General features: G+C 57.6%; 6 protein-coding genes. 3 read left to right on the top strand and 3 right to left on the bottom strand.

Annotated features, from left to right (window positions below):
• Positions 1 to 110: 110 nt before the first annotated feature.
• The 3 genes from CA85_RS03595 to CA85_RS03585 are packed head-to-tail and all read right to left on the bottom strand — an operon-like array spanning position 111 to position 2,280.
• Positions 111 to 1,106, bottom strand: coding sequence for an AAA family ATPase (locus CA85_RS03595; protein ID WP_146389960.1), 996 nt, complete (start codon positions 1,104 to 1,106; stop codon positions 111 to 113).
• Positions 1,103 to 1,864 (bottom strand): sensor histidine kinase, encoded by a 762-nt coding sequence (locus CA85_RS03590; protein ID WP_186774727.1) that lies wholly within the window; start codon positions 1,862 to 1,864, stop codon positions 1,103 to 1,105. Before CA85_RS03590 ends, CA85_RS03595 begins: the two co-directional genes overlap by 4 nt.
• A 47-nt stretch (positions 1,865 to 1,911) precedes the next feature.
• The gene (locus CA85_RS03585) at positions 1,912 to 2,280 is read right to left on the bottom strand and encodes an STAS domain-containing protein (RefSeq protein ID WP_246112472.1); all 369 of its coding nucleotides are present in this window, start codon (positions 2,278 to 2,280) and stop codon (positions 1,912 to 1,914) included.
• A gap of 422 nt (positions 2,281 to 2,702) precedes the next feature.
• On the opposite strand from CA85_RS03585, the gene rpmB reads away from it, so the two are divergent.
• The 3 genes from rpmB to CA85_RS03570 all read left to right on the top strand — a co-directional run bounded on the left by rpmB (position 2,703) and on the right by CA85_RS03570 (position 23,913).
• On the top strand, positions 2,703 to 2,972 hold the full coding sequence (rpmB, locus tag CA85_RS03580; protein ID WP_146389958.1) for a 50S ribosomal protein L28: 270 nt from the start codon (positions 2,703 to 2,705) through the stop codon (positions 2,970 to 2,972).
• Positions 2,972 to 3,280, top strand: coding sequence for an Asp-tRNA(Asn)/Glu-tRNA(Gln) amidotransferase subunit GatC (gene gatC / locus CA85_RS03575; RefSeq protein ID WP_146389957.1), 309 nt, complete (start codon positions 2,972 to 2,974; stop codon positions 3,278 to 3,280). Before rpmB ends, gatC begins: the two co-directional genes overlap by 1 nt.
• A 917-nt stretch (positions 3,281 to 4,197) precedes the next feature.
• Positions 4,198 to 23,913, top strand: a complete 19,716-nt coding sequence (locus CA85_RS03570) for a GEVED domain-containing protein (RefSeq protein ID WP_246112471.1) — start codon at positions 4,198 to 4,200, stop codon at positions 23,911 to 23,913.
• The last annotated feature ends 5 nt before the right edge of the window (positions 23,914 to 23,918 follow it).

Raw genomic sequence — 23,918 nt, 5'->3', positions numbered from 1 at the left:
AATCCATTTTGCATGAGCGACAGCTTGAGAGGTTAACTTTCCCGGGCAACAATGCAAAAAAAGACGCAATGGGCGTCCGTTTAGCCGGTCCAGGAAAGATAGGTAGAGCGTTAAAGTGGTATGTCAGTCTGTTTGACGATCGATTCGATCGTCTGGCGGTTTTCGTCCATGGCGCTCGACGCGTGTCGCGAGCTCACTCGGTGGCCGAGCGTTGCCACCGCGAGGTGCTGGACATCGTCAGGCAGGACGAAGTCGCGGCCGAGCAATCCTGCTCGCCCTTGGGCTGCACGCAAAAGCATCTTGCATCCGCGAGGACTGCACCCCACCCGCAGTCGCCCGTCACGCCGTGTCGCGGTGGCCAGGGCAACGATATAGCTGGCAATCTTGCGGTCCACACGAATTTCCCGTACCCAGCGTTGGAGGATCTCCAGGGCGTCGACGTGCATGATCGGTTCTAAATCCTGCACCGCTTCGTGATCGGATTGATCGATCAGCAAATCGACTTCACTCTCGGGATCGGGGTAATCCATTTTCAAGCGGAAGAGAAAGCGGTCGAGTTGTGATTCGGGCAGTGGGAATGTGCCTTCGAAACCCGCAGGATTCTGTGTGGCGATGACGATGAACGGGTGTTTTAGGTCATGGCGTTTGCCTTCAATCGTGACCTGGGTTTCAGCCATCGCCTCGAGCAGGGCGCTCTGGGTTCTTGGTGAGGCGCGATTGATCTCGTCGGCGACGAGTAAATTGCAGAACACCGGACCGGGGCGAAATTCAAACTCACCGACGGCGGGTCGGTAGATTGATCCACCGAGAATGTCACCTGGCAACAGGTCGGGGGTGCACTGGATCCGTTGATAATCCAGGTCGATCAACCGGGCGACTGATTTTGCGAGCGTGGTTTTGCCGACGCCTGGGACGTCTTCGAGCAGAATCGATCCTTCGGCGAGCAGCGATATAAGCACGAATTCGATGACATCATCTTTCCCGCGAATAACCGTTCGAAGCTCCGTCGCGACCTGTTGCAGTTGCTGCCAGGCCGCTTCGACCGGTTCCAGGGGCGAGGCTGCGGAATCGCTAGATGCCGTTGCTGGGGACGCGATATTGCTCATTGTGATGCCTGCTGTTGCGCCTGGGTGGGATGGTCGGAGGATGGGTGCTGTTGGCTCTCCGCGTTTCCGGGCAAGCGGGTCTGCAGTGTGATTTGGGTGCCCGAGGGTTGCTGTCCCTGGGACGCTTGGTGGGACTCGAGTTGGATCTCCACGCCACCCGCTTCGGCCCGATGGCTGGCCAGCGTGAGCCCATGGGGCGTGGATGAATCTAACTGTTCGGGGTCGAATCCGCAGCCGTCGTCCTCGATTCGCACCGTGGCCAACTCGTCATCGATTACGGCAGAGATCACGATCGTCTCGGCGTCGGCATGTTTCGCAGCATTGCGCACGAATTCGGTCGTCAATCGGTAGATCGCGATGGCCGAGGGTTCGTCAAGGCGACCGGCCAGTGGCGAGCGGTTGCCGGTCCAACGCCAGTGAATCAGAGGGCTCGAAGGTGGATCGGAGCTGGGGGCGGTCCCACTGCCGGTGGACTGGCCGGTGAACTGGTCCAGGAACGCTTTGGCCGCCGAGAGCGGATCGGTCAGGGCGAGCGGTGGGTAGGTGATTCCATTCATCAGTTCTCGAGCGACCTCGCGAGAGCGATCGATCCACTCCGCGGCATCGGCCAGTTGCTCGCTGCAGCGATCGTCGTCTCGCCCGACGTCCGGGGCGACATCGCGATGGGCTCGCTGGATCGCTGACAATTTAGCAGCGGCGGCGTAGAGGTAGGGCAGCAGCCCGTCATGGATCTCCGCAGCGATTGCGGCACGTTCCATCTCGACCATCGTCTGGGAATCTCGATTCGCTGGAGTCTCTTGCCGTCTCAGCTGAACCAGCCTTTCTTGTCGAAGCTTGCGATCGCCTTCTCTTCGCCGTCTTGAATATCGAACAGCTTGTTGAGTTTGGTGATCTTGAAGACCTCCATCACGTTGGGAGAGACTTCGCAAAACTTCAGCGTCACACCTTGCGTCTTGCAGCGCTTGTTGAGCATCACGAGCTTGGTGATCATGGCCGACGACATGAAGGAGACACCACGGAAGTTGACCAGCAACCGCTTGTGGATTGCTTCGCCGACGGCGTCTTGGAGTTCCTTGCCGACGGTTTCAATTTTCTGGCTGTCGAGGATCTTCGTGTCCGTGAAACCCAGGACCAAAACATCGCCCTGCATTTGGTTGGTGATCGATGAAGGCATGAGAGCTTTCCAGTGGTGTTAGCAATAAGGGAGAGGCGAATCAGTGGACAGAGCTGATCTTGCCAGATCGGCTGATCTTATCGGATCGAAGGGGCTCGCCAGATCGAACGGGAACGCAGTGGACGTAAGTTCATATTGAGCGGGGGCGAACGGTTCCTGCCAGCAAAACAACCATTCTATCGCAATTGTCCGCAAAAGAGTGTACCTGGTCGGAAGGTTGCGGCAACAAGCCTGCTGCAAATTTTGTGACGAGCAACTTTTTGCCAGCAGAAACCGGGATCCGGCCGAATTCCTGCTTTCCCTTAACCGAGAAAGTCGCTATCCTGCCGGGCTTGCAAATCAGACAGGTTCTATGCGGTGTGGCTGCACGCCGCGGATTTTCAATATTTACACTCAATTTTATAGCGGTTGCGGAGAATTCGATGGCACGACAATGCGAAACGTGCGGCAAAACAGTTCAGGTAGGCAATCGGATCGAAACTCGCGGTAAGGCCAAGTATCTCGGCGGCGTCGGTACCAAGATCACCGGCTGCACCCGCCGTAAATTTGTTCCCAACTTGCAGCGTGTTCACGTCACATTGCCCAGCGGCGAGAACAAGACTGTGCGTGTGTGCGTTCAGTGCATCCGCAGTGGGAAGGTCCGCAAGACGGTCAAGACCAAGCCGTTTGACGTCAGTGGCGCTCAAAAGTAGTGTCCCAGAGCATCGACATTGAAAAGCTCGCTCACCTCGCCAAGCTCGATCTCACGGAGGTCGAACGGGAAAGCTTCGGCCGCCAGATCGGTGAGATTCTCGAGTTTGTCGAACAACTCGCTCAGCTTGACACCGAAGGTGTCGAGCCGATGACGAGTGCGCTCGATGTGCAGAATCGGTTCCGTGATGACGCTCCTGGTGAGAGTCTTTCTGCTGAGACTGCCACGCAGTCTGCCCCCGCCGCTCAAGACGGTTTCTTTCTAGTCCCGCCCGTCCTCGGGACCGCCGCGACCGGCAAGGGCTCGTAGCGGCTATTCGGCGTTCGATGCTGATTTGTTAGCCGATCCGCCTTCTTGCTGTTGATTACCCACGAGTTTGCTCCCCCGTGTGTTTGTCACACGCCGAAGCGACGTTTTCAAATTAGAAAACCGCGGTATCGACACAAGCTGACAGGGGATCCGGTTTTGTGGGTAATGACCAGCCGCCTTCTTGGTCGGGTACGCCTGCGCAGCATCGGGTACGCCTGCCTAGCATCGGGTGCGCCTGCGCGGCAGTGGAGGCCGCGTCTGGAAGTGGTTGGGGTCACCCGAGGCCTGACGGCCTTTGGCTCAGCTGGGTGGTGAGCGGTGCAGTCCTTGGTGGCGTGGCTGTTGCAGGGTGGCGTGCTTTTGGGCTGGCGCGGGGTGGGGCAGGCGCGTTGGTGCTTTTCGCCGGTGGCTCGACCGGATTCGGGCGAGGGTGGGTTTTGGTGCTCAGCGATATCGGTCGTGCCGAATAGTTCGTCGCCTGACACTCAAATGGTCGCTTTTTTACCCCCAATGGCGGTTTTGGTGTTTGCTATCGCAGTTGAGAAAGCTGAAAACTAAACACTGGGCGTTTGCCGAGTTGTGGGGGAACTTTTCTCCATGTCTTGCGTCCAAAGGACCGCGGAATCGTACCGGGTATCCGGAACGGGGCCGCCCGTTGAGTCGAAAGTAATGGCATTCCAAGACGCAGTAAAAATTTGCGGCGGCGGATGGCGGAACTATACTCAGCGGCAGATTAGCGTCGTCGACTGGGGCATGAAATGCGGAGGTGAAGCCCGTGTTCGGCTTGGTTGTGCGACGCAGTTAACCCATTGAGAGCTTCAAGATCCATACACAAGTGCATCGGTTCTCCGGCGTAGCGAGCAAATTCTGCTGGCTGTTGCCGGCCGGCCGTCCGCTCTGCCAAGAAGGTTCGGTCTATGACCTCGCGTCAGCGAAATACATCGTCTTCCCCCGTTTCATCGACCCCCTCGGCTTCGTCGGAGCGATCTGATCGTTCGCGCCGTCGTGAGAGCAAACGCCGTGGTGCTTCGCGGGTATCGCGTCGCCAGCATTTGCTTGAGACGCTCGAGCCTCGGCAGCTGCTCGCTGGCCCCCAACTGATCGGGGTTCAGCCTAACGAAGGCGAGCTGATCGACAATGGCGATGTGCGTGATGTGGCGCCGCAGGTGTTAACGTTCCGTTTTGATGAAGATCAGCAAATCGATGCCAATACGCTCGATGCGGTTCAGATCACGCGGAGCGGGCGCGATGGGGCGTTTGGCACCGCTGACGACGTGCGGATTGAGCCGGGCTTGGTGACGCTGGGGGATCCGAATGAGAATGAAGTTGTCGTTCGGTTCGCGGAATCGTTGCCCGATGACAATTACCGAATCAACGTCTATGGGTACGACGATTCCAGCGCTTCGCCGCCTATCGTTGGGCTGCGGAATCTGCAGGGAGAGTTGATCCAGCCTTCAGTGCCTGGCACACGCACCGAAACGATTGATTTCCAGCTCGACCTGGGGGCTTTGGTGGAGTCGGTTGTCCCCCAGCCGGTTGTCCGTAACGCCGATGGCACGCTGACGCAGAACCGCGACGAGGTGGTGATCTACTTCAATGAGGACCCGCTGTTCACCGAGGACGATGCCAACGGCAATCCGACCGAGCGTTCTGCAGAGAACCCGCGGTTTTATCAGCTGTTGCTGACGCAGGAGACGGTTCGCACGACCGATGACGTGCTCTATCAGCCCAACGAGGTGATCTATGACGCGGACACTTTCACGGCGCGGCTGATTTTCGACACCGACATCAATAATTTGCCGGGTGTTCCGGTTGGCGGTGGTACGTTCCGGTTGCGGATTGGGACTGCGGTCGACGCGCGGGCGGATCTCATTGTGCCGCCGACGGAATTCGTGACGGCCCCATCGGCAACTGTATCGCTCGGTGCGGATGGCGCCTCGTTCCAATTCATTTCGCGCAATGTTGGTGAAGACGCATCGGGGCAACAGATCCGGTTCACTGATACCGGTGCGGCTGGGTTGTCAGTTGCTCAGGATGCCGATGATGTGATCGTCTTCAACTATGGCGGCGGCACGCCGGTGGTGAGCGATTTGGTCGATGTGATTGCTGCTGACCCTGTGATCAGCGATCTCATTTCGATCTCAGTCAGCAGCAGTTCGGCAGGATTGCCGCTGCCGTCGAATCTCGTCGGTGCGGTCCCAATCACGTTGACCGGATTGGGAGATACGTTCGGCACTTCACTCGATATCGGTACTTTCGGGGACTCCGATGCGCTGACGAGTCTTGTCATTCGCGATGCGATCTCCTCCAAGCAGCTTCCGATTGAGTTGCCCGGTGGCGATGGTGATGCGGGGCACCGCCTGTTGATTGAGCACATCAATGAGGCTTTCGGGGCGGACACTCAGGCTGGCATCACGGAGATTCCATACAACTTCCAGGGTGTCTATTTCCAAAGTGGTTCGACCTCCTCGTTGAATCAAATCACGCCCACACAGAAGCTGCGGATCCGCGAAGTCTTGGATTTGTGGAGCCATGAAATTGGCGTGCAGTTCACCGAAACGGCCGATCAGGGGATTACGTTTGCCTTGGGTGAAACAAGCGACGTGTTGACGAATGCGTTTCTTCCAGACGATCAGCGCTTTACCTTGGTGCCGCAGTTGCAAGCTGCGGTGCGTGTCGATCCGGCGGTCAACGATAACTCGACCTCAGCGGCAGCCAATGCCGCGATTGTGTTCAGTAACCAGGCGAACTTTGGGCTCGATTATGGTGAGGACTTCACGCGTAAGGCCGCTGCTGGCCTGGGCTTTCTGTTGGGGTTGTTAGCCGCTCCAGATCAGTCGCCTCAAGTGCTGATGTCACTTAACGCGTTCAATGAAGAGGCGCTGTTGCGGCGTCCGAGCGACGGCTCGCTCGGTCAAGCAATCACGCCGCCGACGACCAACCCGGCCTCGCCGAGTTATCAGGTCTTCGATGAACAGTTTCCAGAGTTCCGCGGGTTCTTGAACGATCCGATCGATCCGATCGTGCTGCCCGATGAGGTGCCGACGACGGAAGGGTCGATCGTCTACCTGCCCGATAATATCGACGATTTCCAGTTGCCCAACTGGGAGCCGGTTTTCCCGTCCAATGTAGACGTGTTGCACGGCCAGTACGTCAATCGCCCCGATAGCGTCGACGTCGATATGTATCGCTTCGAAGTCGACTTGGACGACGCCGACCGGATCGGGCAACTCAGTGTGGAGACCTATGCCGAGCGGCTGGCCGACTCCAGTTCGCTTGACACCACCCTCACGCTGTTTCAGGAAGTGCGTGCTAGCGCTACGACGGATTTGAAGGTCGGGCCAACTCTGCAAGTGCAATTCGACGCTGTCGAAGTCGGTGCGGTCGGCAACGGCGTCCGCGTGGAGTTCATTGAGAGCGATCGGGCTGCCGGTGAGGACGAGGTGCGTATCTCGCAGTTGACGGATCTCAATGGCAACCCGATTTCCAATGGAATCCTCGTCGATTTGCCTCGTCGAGGGCGGTTCATTGATAGCGTTCCGGTGAGCGATTTGATCAATGCGCTGCAGAACGACGCATTCGCGAGCAGTCTGGTCCAGGTCGGTCTTGCCGAGGGTGATCCAGCGACGGACATCAGTGGCTATGACCTGCAGTCGAGCCCGGTCGTTTTGTCGGGCGGTGGCGTGCAGCAACTGTCCCGCAACGACGATTACTTCAGCGAGGATTCCTTCCTCAATGCGGCACTCGGCGCAGGGGTGTATTACATCGGCGTCGCCGCGAGTGGCAACGACACCTACGATCCCATGATCAAGGACAGTGGCTTTGGCGGCTTGACGCAGGGTGAGTACGAGCTGCGGATCAAGTTTGAGCCTCAAGTCGATGAGGTTGATGTGATTCGAGATCTCGATGGATCACGCGAAGGGGTCCCGGGGACTCCGCTCGATGGCGATGGAGATGGTGTGCCGCGTGGCGTGAACAATTTCTGGTTCCAAACCCGCCCCGAGCAGCGGACGTTGAACTTCACCCTCGATGGAGAAGCCATCACGCCACGGCAGACGATCACGGTCACCGGTGGCAACGGCAGTACCCGCACTTACGAATTCATTCCGATTGGTGGTGGTTCTCCGCGCCCCGGCAATATCGCGGTCTCCTATAGCAATACCGCTGGCAATGATTCACCGGCAGGGAATCTGGCTGAGTTACTCGCCACGGCGATCAATGGTCGGCAGGACGCGACCGGGGTGACGGCGACGGTTAGCGGCACCAGTTTGGTGCTTGCCGGTGAGCGAGCGATAGACTTTTCCGATGATTTTCGGGGCGTTGATACCCTCGGCCGGACGATTTTTGTCGACAAACTCGCTGCCACCAATGCCGACGGCAGCCTCGATGCACCGTTTAACAACATCAATAACCCCGCGGTTGTGAACGCCTTTGAGTCGACGCAGTACGGTGACATCGTGCGAGTCGTCGGTAACGGTGGCTCGGACCAAGACTTGACGACCGCCGACGACAACTTCGCCTATGAGTTCGGGATCAGCGAAATTGGCGGCCAGGTACTCGAAGATGGTCGCGACATGGAGATCCCTGCGGGCGTGACGACGATGATCGATGCCGGAGCCATTTTCAAGCTCCGCGCCGCTCGCATCAGCGTTGGCAGTAGCAGCGCGTTGATCGACCGCAGTGGCGGTGCCCTGCAGGTGCTCGGAACACCGCGTTTGGTCGACTTCAATGCGGCCGACCCCGCTGAGAAAATCGTGGGTGACGCCAACGACGCGGGCCTCGGGTATGACGATGGCAGCGTCATTTTCACAAGTACACGCGATCGAGAAGCCGACCAGGCCGGAGCGGGAACCTCGCCGGCGCCGAGTTCCGGTGATTGGGGTGGATTGGTGTTCCGCCGCGACGTCGACCAGGCTCTCGGCCGACGGGATCTCGAAGATGAAGGTATTTTCCTGCAGTCGGTCAACCATGCTGAAATTCGATATGGTGGGGCTAGCGATATCCGAGTGGACTCGGTGCAGCAGACGGTGAACCCGATCGAGTTGATCAATCTGCGTCCAAACATCACGTTCAACGAAATTTCGCATAGCAGCAGCGCAGCGATCAGCGCTGCCCCGGATAGTTTCCGAGAAACCACCTTTGGAACGCCTGCCTTCCAACAGGCCGGTGCGTTCACGCCTGACTACAGTCGGGTTGGTCCTGATATCCACAACAATGTGCTGGTCGATAACAGTATCAATGGACTGTTCATTCGGACGATCGTGACGCCGAACTCGCCACCCACGCAGTTGACTGCATCGGCGCGTTTTGACGACACCAGCATTGTGCACTTCATTGCTGAAAACTTGGTGGTTGCGGGGAGTCCGGGTGGATCGATCGACGACGGGGTGCAGCCCTCTCTGACCCAGGCTTCTACGCAGGTGCTCACCGGCGGTTCCCTTCCAGCGGGCACCTCGACGGTTTCTTATCTGATGACGTACGTCGACGCCAATGGTTTTGAATCCGCTGCGACGGACGTTTCCAGTGCGTTGATTCAATCGGCAGCGAGCGGCGAAACGCTGGCTGGAGCGAGTATCCAGTTGGCGGGTCTACCGCGGATCCCGGCCGGAACGGATTACGTTTCGCGGCGGTTGTATCGTGCTGAGTTCACCGATCCAGCCGACGTCGATGATGTCTCCAAGAGTCTCAACGGATATCGTCTGATTGCGGATCTCGATGGTTCCCGGTCAACCTACACCGATACGGGGGCGGCGTCGGAGGGCACCTTGGATCTGGATCACGTTGGCCGACGTGGTCGTCTCGATGCATCGCTCGTTGTCGATCCCGGGATGGTTGTGAAATTGACTGGCGCTCGCATTGAATTGGGGCACGGTGCGCAGCTATTGGCCGAAGGTACGTTGGCAAAGCCGATTGTCTTCACCAGCACTCAAGATGATCGCTATGGAGCGGGCGGCACCTTTGATACCAACAATGACGCAGACACCATCACGGGATCCCGACAGGCCGAGCGTGGAGATTGGTCCGGGATTTATGCCGGTCCCAATGCGCTCGTCAGTTTGGATCATGCCGTCGTTGCCTATGGCGGCGGGATCAGTTTGGTCGAGGGCGGTGAGAGTCACGGATTCGCCCCCTTGGAGCTACAGCAAGCCGATGGTCGCGTGACCAACTCCCGCTTTGAGTTCAATGAAAGCGGTCAAGGTGGTTCGGGCGATCCAGGTCGCGGCGGGCGTCTGGCGTCGGATCCGTCTGTGATCTTTGTCCGTGGTAGCCAACCGGTCATTGTCGGTAATGATTTTGTCGATAACCGTGGGAGCGTGATTGGCATCGATGTCGATTCGATGACCGCTGACTACTTGCGCGACACCGGCCGCCAAACCGGAAGCGTCGACACGTTTTCGGAACTTGATGACAACCAAGGACCGTTGATTCGTCAGAACCGTTTCGATGTCGTGCCCGCGGACGACGATGCCGACAAGCAGGTCAGCGGGCTGGTGATTCGCGGCGGCGAATTGCTCACCGAATCGGTTTGGGACGATACCGATATTGTCCACGTGCTCCATGAGAGTGTCTCCGTTGGCAACATGCAGAGTTCAGGTGGATTGCGATTGCAGAGCCGCGCCAATGAGTCTCTCGTCGTCAAACTCATGGGCAGTGGTACTCCCAACAGTCCAACGCTCGGCACCGGATTGACGGCGACGGGTGAAACGAGCGATGCCGACGATCGCATCGGCGGGACAGTACAGATTGTCGGTCTGCCAGGCGCACCGGTCGTCTTGACGAGCTACAAGGATGATACCGTTGGTGCCGGGCTCGCGGTCGACGGGACGCAGTTCACCGATACCAACGGCGACTCGTACGGCTCTCGCCCACAATCAAATGATTGGCGAAGCATTCTGTTGGACCAGTACAGCAATGACCGCAATGTCGATGTCGTGCTCGAACAAGAGCTCGCCACCGACGTCGCACCGGGTTTGAATGGAACCGTTCAGCAAGCCCAAGTCCTTGGCGACTTGGCGCAGGATTTGAATACCGGTGACGAAAATCGGAGACTTGGTTTCGAGGTCAGTGGGTATCTATCTGAGCCGAATGATGTGGACACCTATAGCTTCGTCGGCAGTGCCGGATCGAATGTATGGGTGGACATCGATAACACCTCATTTGGGTTGGACACGGTCGTCGAACTGCTCGATTCCACGGGCGCGGTACTGGCTCGTAGCGACAATTCCAGTGCCAACGATACGATGGCTATCGATGCGTCGGTGGAGGGGATGGTCGGACCGCTGCAATCTCGCGCTGACGAGTACACCGAGTTCGATGTGTTTGGAAATTATGTCGATGACGGCAGTGTGAATCCGCTAGATGCTGGTTTCCGAGTGGCCTTGCCCGGTGACGCCAGTGGTGTGGAGAGTCGGAGCGTGTACTACGTCCGCGTCCGCAGTGCTTCGAATAATCCAGAGGATCCGACTGCCGGTGGCAGTCGTGGCAACTACCAAGTTCAAATCCGATTGCAGGAAGACCAAGAGTATCCAGGCAGCGTGGTTCGTTTCGCCGATATTCGTTATGCCAACCAGGGCATCCATCTCCGCGGCCTGCCAGGGGAATCACCCTTGCTCGGAGAAGCTGGCGAGAACGAGCAAGTCAACGAAAATGGCTTTACTGTTGCCAGTAATGACACGCTGCAAACGGTACCGTTGGGTGAGGACAATGGCGCACCGCAGAACCGTCCTCAGAACATCGGTAATCTGCTCGAAGGCAAGAATCCCGTGATCAGTGTGGCGGGGTCCCTGAGCAGCAATAATGATGTCGACTTCTACCAGATCGATCTCGCCGCCTCGGTGACCACGACCGGGCAACTCAAGAACTATCTGTCCACTGTATTTGATGTCGATTACGCGTCAGGGCTGACACGGCCGGATACGAATATCAGTGTCTATTACGATTCCGATGGTGAGTTTGGTCCCGCCCAACCACAGCTCGTATTGTTTGGCGCCGACAGCAACGTGGCCGAGGATCAAACGAGTCCCTTGGGTGACAGTGATAGCTTGGCCGAACGACTCGATCGCGGTTCGATTTCGACATCGGATCCACTGATCGGGCCTGTTTCATTACCCGAAGGTTCCTACTACGTCGCAGTTTCGGCCAACAGCCAGGTGCCGAGCGAATTGTTCAATAACGACACGCGGCGCGAACCGGTGAACTCGGTTCAACGACTCTTTGAGGACCGCATCGATACCTTCGTTCCACCCGGCGAGACGTCCAACGACAGTGTTTTTGGTGGCCCTCGCTTCGATGAACTGTTCAACGAGGTTGAAATTGTCGGCAGCGGGTTCACGACGACCGTCCAACGCGGTGGTGAGTTTGGCCATGGTGTCTACGGAAACTTCGATGACAGCAACATTGCTCAGACTGGGCGTGATCAAACGCTCTACAGCGAGATCGGAACGTCGACTTTCTTCGTTCCAGCGCCGTACACCTCGGCCCAAGCGATCCCCGACGGGTCACAGTCACCCGTGGGCGCTCTCGACCTCAATTCCCTCAATTTTTCACTCGGGAACAATCCGCAGATTGGCGGTAGCTTTGACTATACCGCCAACACCATTCCCCACCTCACGATTGAAGGTGGGATGGGTGGCGATATCTCGGACTTCTATCAGTTGGTTGTGCCCAACAATAGCACCCGCGTCATTTTGGACGTCGATGAGGGATACAACCCGTTCCAGGGTGAGGACGTCGATAATCCCAATGACCAAGAGCCTGGTGAGGGATTTGTCCGTGACTTCGACAGTGTTGATGTGGACTTGGTGATCATTGATGCAACGCCAGAGGTCCTCACACCTCCCGGTCGGATTCTCGACTCGAATCCAAACGCCGGCCAACTCGGCAGTCTCGGCGCAGGATTTGTCTTTGAAGACGGCGATGTGATCGGCCGCAGTCGGGATCCGTTTTTCGATGGTTTTCTCGATGCGGGCGTCTATTTCATCGGGGTCGTCAATACGGATACCGCCGTCGATATTACCGATGCGGGCGTTGTCAACGTTACCAGCGATCCCGAGGACGTTCCGATTTCGGGCCGCTACTTGTTGCACGTCTCGGTCGAAGGCCAAGAGGTCGACGCGGGGCTCAGCACGAACCAGAGTTTGTTCCTCAACCGCAATGACGAGTCCTCCGGGAGGCTGCGGAGCGACGCCTTTGACCTGACCGGTTACGTCGCCGCTGACCTGCCGCGATTCTATTTCAACTACCTGTGGGACAGCCCCACGGACGACGTCAGCTTGACGATCACCAGCGCTGAGAATCCGACCGGCGTCACGTTGAGCAATCTCTCGGACAGTCCGGAGGCGTTGAACAATCAGTTCGGCGGTGACTTCCTCGGTGACGGCGAGTGGCACCAGCAGATCGTGGACCTCTGTGCCTTTGCGGGCGATACCGACATTCGATTCGAATTTGAGTACGAAGGTGACACGGTTCCACTGCCGGATGTTGACGGTCTGTTCTTGGATGATTTCATCGTCGGCTTTGCTGAACGTGGTGAAACGATCTTCAACGCTATTCCCGGTGAAACCGCTTTCCAGACGACTGGGTTCAGCAGTGGCCCGGCCGGTGAGTATCAACTCGAAGCACGGCGGGCGACGACTTTCGCAACGCCCGAATTCAATTCGCAGCAGCTAACCGCTTCCTTTGATACGAACGATCGTCATGCTCAGGAAGTCACGTTGATCGTGCCCGCCGGTTCGCAGATTGCAGACGGCGATACGTTTGAGCTGAGCGATGGCATCACGACTCAAGTGATCGAATTTGATACCGATGGGTCGGCAGGATTCGGCAACCTACGGCTGCCGTTCTTGCCCACCGATACTTCCGCCGAAGTTGCGATGAAGCTGCGTGCGGCGATCAACGATTCCAATCGACTCAATGTGGAGGCCGCGTCCGCTTCGGGGCTGGACACAGAAACGATGACTAGCAATCGCTTGAGTCTGATCGGGATTGTATCGGGCACGTTTGAGCCGCTCGATTCGTTCACCGACGCACCCGGCCCCGGCGAGGACCTCGAATCGGAGATGACCGAGGACAACGAACGTCGGATCTTCATGCCTGCGGTACTCTTCAACGGTGTTGGCGATACGAATTTCACTCGCACACAAGGACAGGTGATCATTGAGAATAATACGATCAGCGATGTCCATGCGATCGGTATTTGGTCCGAGCCGGGCGACCGCGCCACAGACCCTGAGGACATCCGTGCCAACCCGGATGGATTCTTCTTCGGAAATAATTTCTTTGGCAATGCAGACGATGTTTACGGTCTCGATCGCACGGTGACGGATCCCCATCCGTTCTTGCAGTTGCCACCTGTTGGCAATCCCTCCTTGGGCGTCGCGAGAAACCTACCAACGCTCAATAATTCTGTCGAAGGTGGACTGAGCACCGGTGTCGTCGTACGAAATAACACGATCGATCAGGCCGGTTTGTCTGGCATCAAGATCCAGGGCGAGCCTCGACCATTCGTGATCGATGAAACAACGCTGTTTGCGGGTGCCGACGCCGATCTCCTCGAAGTCTTGACGAATCCATCGGATTTGCCCGATGGCTATGCGATGGCCATTGATGCCGGTGGGACCCGGGTCGTCTTTGAGTTCGAAGACATCGCTGGCGCACCGACGATCGATGGTGGTAGTGGTGTGTTGGGCGGTAACGGTTGGGTCGATGGTCACGTGCCGATCTATTATCGGCATGCTGCAGGTGGACCTCCCTACAACAACTTGCGTACGGAGGGATACAGTTCGTTTGAACTCATGCTCTCCATCCAGCAGGCAATTCAGGGCAGTATTCTGGTGTCCAATGGGATGGCGGAACTTGTCACGGCAACCTTGGGCCCGTCTTTGGAGTATCGAGATGGATTCCTCGAACAGTTTGCTCGGACACCGGAATCATTCCCGTCGGCAGCGGTTTATCTCGAAGGTGTTAGCAATATTTACTTCACGTCGGCCTATTCGGTGGGCAACGCTCCGCAGTTGATTAATGACAGTACTGTCGGCGAAGCACCCATTGCCGAAGCACCCCAGCCGTTCGCTCGGGTGATCAACAACACCATTTATGGTGCCGATGGCACGGAATCGCTGAACCCCGGCGACGCGAGTGCTGATGACAATGACGTCCTCAGCGATGCGACGGTAACTCACGTGGGACGCGCTCATACCGGACCTTACGTTCAGCCGGGTGCGATCGGCTACAGCATCCCGCAGGGATTGACCAATCAAACGATCACATTCCGCACGGTCTTTGACGGTGCCAATGTGACCAATGCCCAGTCCGCGGTAGTCGGTGTGGGGACTGAGTTCCCCGACATCAATTCGGCCGCCACTGACGGGGCTCCGACCACGACGGTCAATGCCAACATTGGCATTAGCAATGCCGCCATTACAGTCGACTATACGGAGGCTGGCGTTGTCGAAGAAGGAACCTTCAATGGCTATATCTTTGAAGGCGATTTCAGTGAACTGCAGAGTGTCGAGGTCAGTGACGCGTCGACCATTGGGGTGGATGTTTCCTTCACCGATACCCAATTGCTCGTCAATCTGACTGGAGGCCAAGCGATCACGGCGGCCGACCAACTATTCATCAGCTTGGTATTCCCAGAGCTAACCCTGCCCGCCGCACTGGCTGGCGTTGCCGACGAGAATGACGTCGACTTCTATAAGGTGGAGTTGGGCGTTGGCGATCGATTGGCCGTTGATATCGATACCGATGAAGGTGGTCCCGACACGATCATTCAGATCTTTGACCAATTTGGCGAACGTCAAGTACTCAATGCGGGTGCCGCCAACGAAACGAGAGTTGCTGACAACGGGGCTGCTCCCGGCCACTTGGACCCCCTGTCGACCGCATTTGCCGACCCGGCTAGCAACCGCCCCGGCGTCGTCGCCGACCCGCTCAACGGTCGTGATCCGTTTGTTGATTTCACGGCACTGAAGACGGGCACCTATTTCATTGGTGTTAGCTCGGCAGGGAATGCTGCCTACGACGCCAATAGCATCTCCGGGCGAACCGGTGGCACTACCACCGGTGAGTACGAGATCGGCATCGAGGTCTACACACCACGTCAATTCGTGATGAGTTTGGATGATGCCAACGAGGGTCAGAGTGTGCAAACCGGCACGCGGGCGGCTGATCTAGTCGGCACCACCTTCACGATCACCCAGATTCCGGACTTCGCCGGCGACTATCCGAATTTCCCAGTCAGTGGCGGCGTGCCCAACACCGTGGGCAATCAATTGACGTTCGAATTCACGTCCTCCACCAATGGAATCGTGTTAGGCAACGGCAATTACAACATTCCGCTCTACACAGGTGTGCTCGACGGTGGATACCGGGTCCCCACGATCATGGATTCGATCGCCAACGCGATCACCGGATTGCAGGATGAGCTCTCGGGTGCGGATATCCCCGCACTACCCAACTATGAGAACGGCAATGGACCGGGCGGTCGCTCGGGACCGATCACTCGCGCCACGGCCCTCGCGCTGGGAGGCCAGGATGGCGACAATGCTGGCATCGTGAACCTGTCGGATCCGAGTCGGCGGCCGGGGATCACGCGAAGCCTGTTCCCACTGCACTTCTTTGACCAATCCGACAGCGATTTCCCCTTGGGTTTCGGGGTGGATCGGACAGAGAGTCCGCTATCGACCATTTCCGCAGGCAACGCCCTGACTGATGGTTTTGCATCGACCGAACTCTACGTGTTGTTCAACAACGTCGCGGAGATTGAGTTGAGTCCTGAAGCGATTGCGGCCGGCTTGAAGCTGACGACGAATGAGTACCGGACGCTGAGCAATAACCGCCCTGAGTTTGCAGAGAACAGTGACCAACTGATTCTGGAAAGCGGGATCTGGGTGACTGGAGGCGCCTCGCCAACGTTGATGAACAACGTGTTGTCGAACTTGCATCAAAGCATCGTGGTCGACGAAACCAATTTCTTTGGATTCGGCAAACGCGTGCAGACTGCGGGGGATGATTTCATCAAGCCTCAAGAGGTGATCGTCAACGGCAACGTCTTCCAAAACGACGAGTCTCGCAACAGCGAAATTCGCTTTGATTTGACCTGGCCGATCGATCCTACGCCTCCATTCGACGTGGTCGACACATCACTCTCAACTGATGATGTGGTCGGTGCTACCAATGTTGCATTGCAATCCGATGACTTCAACTTCTTCATCGATCCAGACGAGCCGTTGATTGCGGACGCCGCCGGCAATAACTTCTTGCCAGCCGACGGATCGAAACTGATCGATAGCGCGACGAGCAGTCTCAATGAGCGAGGCGCGTTCTCCGCGGTGAAGTCTGCCGTGGGTCTGCCGACGAGCAATGTTTTGGCACCGGATCGAGATGTCAACGGTGTCCTGCGAGCTGACAATCCGAACTTCTCCACCCCAGGTGGTTCGGGGCAATCGGTGTTCAAGGACCGCGGCAGCTCAGAACTCGCTGACTTCATCGGACCCGTGGCGGTCGCTCTGAACCCGCGTGACAATGATGCGGCGGGCCTCGATACCGATATCACTACCAGCTTCATTCAGCGTGGTACCGGTACGTTGGGCGAGTTCCGGATTCAGTTGGTAGATACCGGCGATGCCTCCAACCCATTTACCGGGATCGGCATCGATGACAGCACATTGATGGTGGCCGAGATTCCTGGTTTGCGTAAGACCGGTGCCAACATCACGGTCTTCGAAAACGATCGACTGCTGACCGAAGGCGTCGACTACACGTTCAGCTATGACGAGACGAGCAACACCATCACGCTGATTCCGTTGGCGGGTGTGTGGCGAGATGATCGCTCGTACCGAGTGGCTCTGAACAACCGCGACCGCAGCGTGGTCATCGCTCCGGATCCAAGTCAGGTAGCCGATGGCGATCAGATTCGCGTCACGGATTCCGACGGTGGCACGGTGGTGTTCGAGTTTGAATCGGGCTATCAACTGCTCCTTCCCGAAGCCCCCACTTTGATCGTTCCGAGTGTCGGTACGGATGCGGGTGGACTTCGCGATGGTGACATTTTCCAGATTTCCGATGGTGTCAATGAACCCACGGTGTTTGAGTTTGATACCGATGGTGTGCTCTTGCCGGGTTCACGGCGGATTGCCCTGCCTACGGAATCTTTGGTCGGTGACGATGTCGAGTTGAAGATCGGCAACGACAACTTTGTCTTCCAGTTTGTCAACGAAGGCGATGTGGCGACCGGTGGTGCGATCGCGGTCACGTTCAACCCTGCTGACCCCATCGAAGGTAGCATCTTCGCCTTGAACCAGGTCATCTCGGACACTCTGAGCAACAATGGGATCGATGACGTGTTCGTCGGTGTCCCAGATGATGATTTGAGCAACCTGATCATCACCTCTCAGTCGGGTGGACCGACTGTTGAGATCACCGACAAGCCAGATTCGTTTGTTTCGGGACCAGCACCATCACCGGCGCAGGGTGTCTCGTTACGTCTGGATAGCTTGCCCACGATCCCCACGCCGACGGATGCTGCAGGGCGGGCGGATTATCTCGAACAGATCGCCGTGAGCATTGAAACGGCAATCACCCAAGAACGTCGCAACGACAACGAGACGGGCGAACTGCCACCGAGCCGAGCCGCTGCGTTTGATTTCGCGGTCGAGGTGGATGGTAGCCGCGTCGTATTGGGCGCCCCGACGGGTGTCGTCGTCGACACATCCGGTGGCGGTCTCGATCAAGACGCCCGCACGTTGGCTTTCGAGGTCCCTGCGATTGGCACCGGTGCCAACGGTATCGAAGATGGAGACTCGTTCACCATTGGAAACGGCAATGCTCAGCAATCCTTCGAGTTCACTCTCGACGCCCAGCTCAACAATAGCAGTGCCATCCCGGTTGTCCTCGACACAAGCTTGGGCGATCTCGGCGGTGCAGAAATCGCCCAGATCATCGGCGAGACTATCGCGGACGCGGACCTGGGATTGACCCCTACGGTAGATGGAGCGTCGGTTTATCTCGATCTTCCCGCGATCGGATTCGCCAATGTCTCCGCAGGTCAATTGCGACTGGTCGGCTTGGCACGTCCGCTCCTCGATGGCGATGCGATTCGAGTCAGTCGGGCTCCTGAGCCACCGTCGACGGCGATCGTCGTCAACAATACGTATCCGGCTGGATTCGAGGTCGGCACCATTGCCACGCCTCTCGATGGAACGCTGTTCACGCTCGAACTACGCGATGGTGACGAACTGCCAGAGCTGTACAACTTTGAGTTTGACACCAGTGACGTTGATCCACCCGAAGTTTCCGCTGGTAACATCGCGATCGATGTCACCGAGACGGTGGTCAATGAGAACGGGACGACTAGCGAGTTCTATGTTTCTCGCGATGAGCTCGCTCGCCGTATTGCGGCGGCAATGGACTCACGAGGCATCGATGTCGCCCCCGTTGCTCAAGATGAATTCGTATTCATGAGTATCCCCGATGGGCAAACAGCCCGCATCCTCTCGGAGTACAACGGGGTTGGATTGACGGATACGGCCACGTTTGAGGAACGGCAAACGATCGAGTTCGATTTGGTGACTGATGCCGATCCAAACGGCGATGGTGTGACGGCGGGCAACGTTCAGGTGTTGTACTCGCTCACAGACACCGCCACCGAATTGGCTGACAAGGTTGCCGCGGCACTCAACGTGCTCTCGGGCGATACCGATGATGATGGCACCGTCGATGGTGACGTTGCGATTGCTGGTTTGCTGCCTGGCAGCGATACGGTGGCACCCGGCCAGGTCTCCGTCAACGTGGACGTCAACAACCCACTCACGCTCAGTGTCTCGCCAGATAGTTCGCTCGAGGTTCGCGGTGAGCCTGGTGTCAGCGGCAGCAGTACGGTTCAGGTCTTTGGGCCGTTGCTGTTGACGATGCCTGTCCTTGGTGGCAATAGCATTACCAACGGTAGTGTGTTCATTATCACGGATCCCGTTGGCAACGATGTGATCTTCCAGTTCGACATCGGTGGTGTGCCACCGGTTGGCCAGGGGATCCCCGGTGCGGTCATTATTCCTTATAGCACGGCTGATGATGCGGACGTGTTGGCGGACCGATTTGCAGCGGCGATCAATGGTTCCACCGTGGGACTCGACGCGACGGTCGTCAACGAAACGCAGATTTCGCTCGGCCGAACCGACCGAAGCCGCGTTAGCAATACGGGGCTGCCCGGCATTAGCGGCACCCCTGCTATCGAGATCGTTCGTGGCATTGTCGGCGACGGAGAAATTCTACGCATCCGACAGGGAGACGTGTCGGTTTCCTATGAGTTCGATTCCGTTGAGAATGGTGGCGGCGTCCAACCGGGCAATGTCCAAGTGTCCTTCCAGCCGACCAGCACCCCCGGCGACATCGCCGAGAGTTTGGCGGCGGCGATCCGCAATAACACAGGTGGCTTGCGATTCACCCCAGGCGAGGACGGCACGGTCTACCCGATCGCCGAACTCGATGATAATGGTATCCCCACCGGTGCGGTGATCTTGAACGATCTGCCGGGGACTCAAGTGGATACATCTGCTGCCCCGACGCTGAATGTTATCGGCGTTCCCGGTGGAGCGATTCCGGTCACGATCTCGCCTCTGTTCGATGCCGAAGCGGTCAATCAGGTCTTGCTGCGTCAGCTCAATAGTGTCAACAAGCCGGGAGAACTGCCGACGACCACGTTGGTGGCCGAAGATCGCGGTGGCAACACTCTATTCGTCGAGAATGCCTCGATCATCGCTGGGCCGGTTGAGAACTACTACTTGCCCGCGATCAAGGATTTGGTCGGCAACCCGTTGCAGCCCAATCGGACTGACCGCACCACTCAGTTCACGATCAATCTGTCCGATATTGCGTTGGACTATGGTGACGCACCTGACCCAGTGGGATCGGTCGCCGGGCGTTATCCGACTCGACTGAACCAGAACGGTGCCCGGCATATCATCGGAAATGGTCCGATGTTGGGTGCGAGTGTGGATGCCGAGTTGGACGGATTGAGCGTCCGAACGGCCGATGGTGACGATCTGACGATCTCCGTCAGTGGCGGTGGGAACGTGTTCGTAACCAGCCTCGACGAGGGCGTGGTGAGCGTCGACATCAATCCGAACGACGTCGACGACCTGTCCCAGTTCGATGGAGAAACCTTCACCATCGATACCGGTTCAGCGATCGCTACCTTCGAGTTGGATACAGACGGTATCTTCGACGAGGACAATTACGCAGTCGCGGTCCCCGCCGACGCAACGAAAGAAGCGATCGCAACGGCGATCGAAGGGGCGATTGAAATCAGTCCTTTGAATCCAGCGAGCGTCGCGTCGGTAAGCGATCCCGCCACGGGCGCGGTAGTCGTGGAGGTCAGCGGTGATGATGAGGACGGTGTGACGTTCTCAAGCGAAGGCAACCCCGAGGGCGTCTTCAACGCGAACCTCACGACAACGGTGAGCGTGGTGGTGACGGGCGCCGGGATGCTCGAAGGCTGGATTGACTTCAACGCCGATGGTGATTGGGATGATCCAGGCGAGTTGGTGATTTCACCCGACCTGGCCACTGACAGCAGCGGCGCCAACGCCGCCATCTTTGGTGACGGCACAACGGAACGATCTTTCCAAATCACGATCCCAGAGACAGCACCCAAACTGGCTGCGGGTGAATCGGCTGATACGTATGCTCGTTTCCGTGTTTCTCGCACGGGTACCGGTTCCCCTGTTGGATTGGCACTGAGCGGCGAGGTGGAAGACTACCTGGTCCGGTTGGTCGGTGGTGAGCCACCGGCGATCGGCAATCCGAATCCGCTATACAGTGTTCCTGAAGGTGGGTTCCTGCAGGCTAGCGACGATTTGGGCGACGATGCATTCGACAACAACAACGGTTTGCTCGTCGGTGTCACCACGGGGACTCCCGGTGGTGTGCAGATTTTTGCTGACGACGTGGGGACTCAGGACATCTTCTCTGAGTCCGGCCAGTTCGCTGGCACACTCACGGTTATGTCCAACGGCACGTTCACCTTCGATGCCGACGACGATTATGCTGGCGAGGTGGTTTTCAGTGCCCGCGTGACGGACGTCGTTCCAGGGGCTCCTGAGAATCAATTGGTCAGTCCGCAACGGATTTCAGCAACGATCACGGTCACGCCAGTCAACGACGCACCGACACTCAAACCCGGTGTCGATGAGAGTGACGTGCTCACGACCACCACGATCAACGAAGACAACGTGGTTAGCCAGGAGGATCAAACGAGCCTCGGGCCAGTTGTCTTCGATGCGAGCGATCTGATCGATCCCTACTACATTGCCGGTCCAGGCGATGAACCTCAAGAGCAGGTTCTGTTCTTCGAGAGTGCGGGGACGGGGACGACCGCGTTCCAGACGGCTCAGGGCGGATCGTTGGCGATCGGCGCGGGTGGCCGGACGATCCTCTACACGCCGCCGGCCGACTACAACGGTCAAAATCCTGATTCGTTCACCTACACGGTGGCCGATCGTCTGCTCAGCACGATCCCCGGTGCGATCGTCAGCCAATCGGCGACGGCCATGGGGCGAGTCGAAATCACCATTGATCCGATCAACGACAATCCACGGCTCAATGGCGAGACCTACCAAACGGCTGAACGCATTGCAGCAAGCGATCCGGCGCTGACGATTCCGATTACGGGGTCGGTGGTCGTCGACGGTCAAACCATCACCGGTATTCTGGAGAATGACACGGCGGGGCCAGCCGACGAAGTGGCACCTCCGCAGAACCAAACGATTAGTTTGGTGCCGGACCAGTTCACATCCATTGAGAACGGGAGCGTGGTGCCCTATCGCCGTACCGAAGGCGGGGGCGGCCAGATCGCTCAGGTCGGCAACAACTTGGTTTACACTCCCCGTGTGAACTTCAGTGGTGTGGATCGCTTTGATTACATCGTTCGCGATTCGCTCGGTGCGGAATCCATCGCCACAGCAACGATCGTTGTCGGCAACGTCAACAACCCACCTGAGTTTGTGGGCGTTCGCGGTGAAGAGGGCCAAACAACCCTTGAGTTCCAAGAACGTAAACTGCCCGATGAGACGGCGTCGTTCGATCTCACGTCGTGGTTCACCGACGCCGATGGAGATACGCTGACGTTCCCACAACCCGACGTGGGCGATACCGGCCTGATCCAGGCATCGGTTAGCGGCAACATGCTGACAGTGAACTTCACGCCGTTTGCATTCGGTAGCACGACGTTGACCGTCAAAGCGTTGGACCCTTCGGGGTTGACTGTCAGTCAAGTGATTGATGTCAACGTGATTGGAACACCGGATGCTCCGATCGTGCTGGGTAGTTTGCAGCCAACTGTGATCGATGAAGACGGCGTCGCATTGGCGCAATTGCGTCGACTGCAGGTTGATTCCGAAGGTCTGTTCTTTGATCCCGACAACGACACGCTGACCTACAGCGTTCGGCGGCTCGGTTCGATCAATAATCCGACAGCGTCCGATATCGCCAATGATCCGCTGATTGAGTCGATTCGCTTCATCGGCGATACACTGCAGGTGAAACCGAAGCCAGATCAATCGGGACAGGTTCAAATTGAGATCGAAGCCTTCGATGGTACCTTCGTCAATTCGTACTCGTTCGACTTCATCGTCAACGAGGTCGCCGATGCTCCACGTGGCAACGTGACTGGCCCGGATGCCTACTCCGTTCCCATCGGTGGCACGCTGCGGATTACCGATCCGTCGCTCGGTTTGCTCCGCAACGACAGCGATCCTGATCCAGGTTCCACCATCCGAATTGCACCCGGATCGTTGACACAGCCTGCTGGTGGCACGGGTACGGTGGATCTACTCAGCCGTGATGACGGGGCCTTCTCGTTCACTGCGAGCACGGATGTCAACAATCAACCGGTACCAGGCCAAACCGATCAGTTTACCTATCGACTGATCGACGATACCGGTCGCCTCAGTAGCCCGATCCCCGTGACGATCACGTTCAATCAATCGATCTACCAGAACCCGGTTGATCAGTACGACGTGACGGGCGATGGATACGTCAGTGCGATCGATGCACTGCGAATTCTCAACTTGATCAATGCTCGCGAGGATACGACGTCACCGTTCAGTGTGTCCGAGCTGACCACGCCTCCACCAGACTATTACGACGTCAGCGGAGATGGATTCATCACGACTGTGGATGTCCTGCAGGTGATCAACGAGCTGAACCGGCGTGACACGAGCGGTGCCCTTGTCTCGGGCGAGCCGCTGGCCACACCGAGCGCGTTGTCTGATTTGGCTGGCGAGAGCGTGGCGATCGCGGGGGCCGAGGGGCTGCGAGGCATCGAGGGTGCGTTTGCATCGACGCAGGCGTTCGCGAGTGGTTCGACTGCCAACCTGGGTTCGGCGAACCTGGTACCGCGATCCAACCGATCTGAGCAAACAGCGATCACCACGATCAACGACCCGTCCACTGCGTTGGACGAACTGTTGACCGGTGGCATTGAACTCCAATCCGGAGGAAATGCCCGGGCACAGCAGGTTGTTGATTCGCTGGCCTCGGGTTCGGAATCGGCACAATCGGACGATCCATCAGCGGTCGGCCAAGCGTTCGATTCGGCTCTGTTGGATCTTTTTTCGGACGAATCTGAAACGGACTAGACTGG

Source organism: Allorhodopirellula solitaria (assembly GCF_007859855.1).
GTDB lineage: Bacteria > Planctomycetota > Planctomycetia > Pirellulales > Pirellulaceae > Rhodopirellula > Rhodopirellula solitaria.
This window is presented reverse-complemented; position numbering and strand designations above follow the sequence as displayed.

Bases quoted from the DNA above. Each gene is read 5' to 3' on its own strand.
- CA85_RS03595 (WP_146389960.1), bottom strand. From the start codon at position 1,106: ATGAGCAATATCGCGTCCCCAGCAACGGCATCTAGCGATTCCGCAGCC.
- CA85_RS03590 (WP_186774727.1), bottom strand. From the start codon at position 1,864: ATGGAACGTGCCGCAATCGCTGCGGAGATCCATGACGGGCTGCTGCCC.
- CA85_RS03585 (WP_246112472.1), bottom strand. From the start codon at position 2,280: ATGCCTTCATCGATCACCAACCAAATGCAGGGCGATGTTTTGGTCCTG.
- rpmB (WP_146389958.1), top strand. From the start codon at position 2,703: ATGGCACGACAATGCGAAACGTGCGGCAAAACAGTTCAGGTAGGCAAT.
- CA85_RS03570 (WP_246112471.1), top strand. From the start codon at position 4,198: ATGACCTCGCGTCAGCGAAATACATCGTCTTCCCCCGTTTCATCGACC.